Source organism: Acidithiobacillus sp. TH-A36, from assembly GCF_057473445.1.
The window spans coordinates 1-4,403 of sequence record NZ_JBYCKP010000223.1 but is presented as its reverse complement, the minus strand read 5'-3'; the positions used below and the strand labels follow the sequence as shown (position 1 = coordinate 4,403).

The following is a 4,403-nucleotide window of genomic DNA, read 5'->3' as shown; positions in this document are numbered from 1 at the left end:
GTCAGCGGTCGTGCTGCCTTCTGTCCGGCGGGGATGGATCTGGGTGACAAGCAGTCGAACAATCCACCCCCCTTCCCGTTTGCGCCCGCCAGCATGCAGGTCTCCCTGTCTCCCCGGGATAGTCTGGCGCGAAGCGATATTCAATCTGCAGCACTGGTTCAGGATACGCCACCCAAAGATGCTGGTCCCCTGACCATGACCCTGGAAATGATCGGACAGGATATTCGCGCCTTTTTCCGGGCCATTACCAAAATCCTGCTGGCTTTGCTCGGTCAACTCTGGGCCTGGCTGATGAAGCGCCCGGCCGCCCACAACAAACCCGAAGCGCCGGGTCCGCAGTCGCCTTCTGGGCCCGTGAGTCCCCCTCAGGGACCGGATGGATCATCGCAAGGACCAGCGAATCCTCACGCTTCAACTTCGGAAAGTGCCAGTGGATCGGCCAACAGTCCGGTCAGCAGGCAGAGCAACCCCGTAGCAACCACAACCGCTGAAACACCTGTGCAACTTTCACCCCGCGCCAAAGCGCGTGGCATTCATTTACGGTCATCCGGTTCCAAACCGAAAAAGGAGGATTAATCCCATGACAAGCCACACAACCCTTTCACCCCGTAGCCACAAGCGCCTGTTCTGGCTGGGGGTGGCGGTCTGTACGGCACTGGGCATGCAAGCCCAGGCCCTGGCGTCCGTGGACACGCCCTACTCCAGCCCATATTCGGGAATGCCAGGTCCTGGCATGGCCAATAGCGCAACATCTTCCGGCTGGCCGGAGATCCGTCCAGATCAAGCACTGCCAGCGCCAATGCCAGCAGACTCCACCTATGCCGAGTGGCATGGATATGCACCGCACCATACATCCAGCTATCCCTACGAGACCAACGGCTGGCCTGCACCAACTGAAAATGCAGACAGCGCATGGAACAGCGCAGAACAACAAGCCCCCCAGAGCACGCCACCCGCTCCAGGCTGGAGCAACCATGAAGCTGCCATGCCCACAGCCACATTCAACGAAGTAGCAGACTGGGTTCCCCCACCTCCGGGCCCCTACCCCAATGGGCCGCACGAAGGTGCCCTGGATACTGCGCCTCCTGCTTCTTTCCCGATGGCGATGCCACCACAGGGATATGCCCCCCAGCAAGGATACGCACCCCAATATACCCCAGGACCAGCTTATGGCGGGCCGAATGCTGGCCCCATGGAGTCCATGCCCTACCGGGGCCCCAACATGCCCTGGCAAAACGCGCCGAGACCCGGTTATGGTGCGCCCTCTTACGGCCGACCAAACTTTGGCCCTATGGGACCCATGCCCTGGCAAGGCCCCAACATGCCCTGGCAAAACACACCCAGGCCCGGCTATGGCGCACCGGCCTACGGAAGACCAACTCCCTATGGGCCCAACCCTTATGCCCAGCCACCACAGTACGGCCCACAATATGGCGCACCTGGTAACCCCATGAATGGTCGTGCTTTTCCGAACGGGGCTTACCCGCAAGGGCCCAATGGTGAATCCCCTTATGGCCGCCCAAACTTTGGCCCCATGGACCCCATGCCCTGGCAAGGCCCCAGCATGCCTTGGCAAAATGCGCCCAGACCCGGTTATGGTGCACCAGCTTTCGGACCATCACCTTACGGGCCTAATCCTTACGCCCGCCCGCCTCAATACGGCCAACAATATGCTGGGCCAGATTATGGAGCACCAGCCTACGGGCCATCACCCTATGGACCCCCTCCCGAAGCCCGGCCACCTCAGTCTTATGGCCCGCAGCCTGGTTATGGTTATCCATAAACGGAAATATCGGGATATAGGTCCGCCTGAAAAAAGGAGAACGCAATGCAAAAAGCAAAATGGGTAAAGGTAGCCATTCTCTCTGCCGCAATGGGAACACTTTCCGTACCTGTTGCTGCTTATGCCTGGGGGCCATGGGGAGGCGAAATGCCTTGGTCCGGCTGGCAAAACCGTATGCCCTGGAGCGGTTATTCCGGTCCCATGCAAGGGGATTCGGGGCCGTGGTCTGGTTATGGAGGTCCTTGGCACGGTAATAGTGGTCCCTGGAGTATGGGGAGTTTCCGTATGACTTTTCCCCATTGGGGTCCCATGAATTTCAATGGCAGCCCCTTTGGCGGCTACGGACGCCCCTGGTCCGGAGATGCGATGCCCTGGGGTGGTGGTATGCCCTGGGGCGGTGGCATGCCTTGGGGTGGTGGTGGCGGTATGCCTTGGGGCGGTGGTATGCCTTGGGGCGGTGGAGGCGGTATGCCTTGGGGTGGTGGTATGCCTTGGGGCGGTGGAGGCGGTATGCCTTGGGGTGGTGGCATGCCCTGGAGTCCGATGTCCTCCATGAACCCCATGTCGCCAATGGGTCCCATGAGCCCCTGGAGTACCTGGTAACACCATAATTCCCAAGTTTGGGGAGTGACATTGCAGTGGCGCCAACTGCAAGGCTTGTGGCGCAAAATGATCAAGGAGCAGATGTAATGAATGTGAAATATTTTGGAAAAATAGCCGCTTTGGCAGCGACACTCGGATGTGCGGGTTTACTGACAGCTTCGCCTGCTTTTGCCTGGGGATGGGCACCCTGGAATGACATGCCCTGGAGTGGTTACAGTAGCCCATTTTACAGCGACAGCGGCCCTTTCAGTGGTTATGGAGGTCCCTTTACGGGCAGCAGTGGACCCTGGAACATGGGCAGCATGAGTTTTAATGGACCGCACGGCGGCCCCATGCAATTCAGTAGTGGTCGCTGGGGTGGTTACAGCCAGCCATACAACGGGTACTACGGAGGTGGTTATGGTGGCGGAGCCTACAATGGTTACGGATACCGGGATTACGCCCCTGAAAATGCCTACCCACCTGCGGAATCGGGATATCCTGCATACGGCAATTATAACAATGCCGATAATAATGCTTACATCGCTCCTTCAGCACCACCGCAATACGCCAACAACAGCCAGCAATATGCCCCGCCACCCGGACCCTACCGTCCCGGTTACGGGTATCCGTGATGGACAAAAATCCTGCGGGCTGCAGATGCACCGCGATGCCAGCAGGGTTCAAATATTTTTTTGAAATCAAAAGCACATGTGCCAAATAGAGGCCAGCCATGAAACGAATTTTGGGTAGAATCATTGGGTTTATCATTCTGGTGATCATTGTGCTGGTAGTGATTGCTGCCATACAGGATCCGCAACTCTGGCGTCATGACTGGCAGACGACCCGGCAATACACGGTGCAAAAATGGCAGGCAATGCACCATTGGTGGGAAAAACAGGAAAGCAAACCCACTCCGGTAGCCCATCCTGCAACAGTGCCGATCACGGCCACCACACCAAAACTACAGCCGGGCGTGGCTGTACAGCAAGCAACCCCGGTTACCCCGCACGTTAAAATCCTTTTTCCGAAAAACCTTACCGAGTCTCAGTATGCTCTGCTGATGGCTGCACGACGGGCGTTTTGGGAACATGATGTTAAAGCCGCCATTGCCGATTATCAGGCATTAATCGATCAACTGCCTGAAGTACCGCAACTGTATGGCGAATTAGGCAACATTTATTACCAGACTGGTCATCCTTTATCTGCTGGCAAGGCCTATTCCGGTGCTGCCCGAACGCTAATTGCAACGCATCAATATCCTTCTGCCGCAGCATTATTACCCCTGATCAGTTCTCTGGACCCGAATCAGGCCACCATCATCCGCCAGGCACTGGCACGTTAACCATAAGGAGTAATGAATTATGAGTGACATCCGAGAAGAACCGCAGTTACATTCAGAAGATGCCCCGACCAGCGGCAAAGAATCCATGCCGGAATCAGAAGCCAACTTGCATAGTGACACGGATACCGAATACCACCAGGTTACGCAAAGCCAGCATGAACCAGAACAGCAGCACTATACTCATTCAGAGACCCATTCGGGTACCGATACAGATGCATCAGCAGCGGCTGCAGCAGCCGCTGCCGCTGCGGCGTCAAGTTCCAGTTATAGCAGTTACTCTCCGCCCCCTCCCCCTCCTGCGCAAAAAGAGGGATTTTTGAGTCGCTTTTGGGGATACCCACTGATCATTTTGATCTTGCTGGTCATCATTGTGATTCTGTTTATTTGGGCCATCACCGCCAATCAGCCCGATCATACCCAGGTAGCTGCAGCTAAACCCGCGCAAAAAGTCCTGCATGTCACCAGTGCCCCCAGCATTGCGGCCATCACCCAAAATACCAAACCGTTGACCGCCGATCAGACCAAGTTGCTCATGCAGGCGCGCGGGGCTTTCTGGCATCACGACTATGCCGGTGCTATTGCGGATTATCATCATTTGATTCAGGAAGCGCCTGACTCCCCTGCTGCCTATGGCGAAATGGGTAATGTGTTGTACATGACCGGTCACTATCACCAGGCGGGCAACGCTTATGG

At 56.7% G+C, this 4,403-nt stretch carries 5 protein-coding genes and 1 pseudogene; all 6 read left to right on the top strand.

Features of this window, described 5'->3' with window-relative positions; genetic code table 11:
• Positions 1–576, top strand: a pseudogene (locus tag AC2VLY_RS05845) (efflux RND transporter permease subunit); the annotation flags it as partial.
• Between the two features lie 4 nt (positions 577–580).
• Complete coding sequence (locus AC2VLY_RS05840) at positions 581–1,783, top strand: hypothetical protein (protein WP_486892646.1); 1,203 nt, start codon at positions 581–583, stop codon at positions 1,781–1,783.
• 45 nt (positions 1,784–1,828) lie between these two features.
• Positions 1,829–2,386: a hypothetical protein gene (locus AC2VLY_RS05835; protein ID WP_486921925.1), complete on the top strand. Its 558-nt coding sequence runs from the start codon at positions 1,829–1,831 to the stop codon at positions 2,384–2,386.
• Between the two features lie 86 nt (positions 2,387–2,472).
• Positions 2,473–3,000 (top strand): hypothetical protein, encoded by a 528-nt coding sequence (locus AC2VLY_RS05830; RefSeq protein ID WP_010638514.1) that lies wholly within the window; start codon positions 2,473–2,475, stop codon positions 2,998–3,000.
• A 98-nt stretch (positions 3,001–3,098) separates the two neighbouring features.
• Positions 3,099–3,710, top strand: a complete 612-nt coding sequence (locus tag AC2VLY_RS05825) for a tetratricopeptide repeat protein (protein ID WP_193650146.1) — start codon at positions 3,099–3,101, stop codon at positions 3,708–3,710.
• Positions 3,711–3,729: 19 nt separating this feature from the next.
• Positions 3,730–4,403 (top strand): tetratricopeptide repeat protein (locus tag AC2VLY_RS05820; RefSeq protein ID WP_486921924.1); only part of this gene is annotated, 674 nt, incomplete at its 3' end.

What these genes read in the sequence shown, in the direction of transcription:
- AC2VLY_RS05840 (WP_486892646.1), top strand. Translation starts at nt 581, where the DNA reads ATGACAAGCCACACAACCCTTTCACCCCGTAGCCACAAGCGCCTGTTC.
- AC2VLY_RS05835 (WP_486921925.1), top strand. Translation starts at nt 1,829, where the DNA reads ATGCAAAAAGCAAAATGGGTAAAGGTAGCCATTCTCTCTGCCGCAATG.
- AC2VLY_RS05830 (WP_010638514.1), top strand. Translation starts at nt 2,473, where the DNA reads ATGAATGTGAAATATTTTGGAAAAATAGCCGCTTTGGCAGCGACACTC.
- AC2VLY_RS05825 (WP_193650146.1), top strand. Translation starts at nt 3,099, where the DNA reads ATGAAACGAATTTTGGGTAGAATCATTGGGTTTATCATTCTGGTGATC.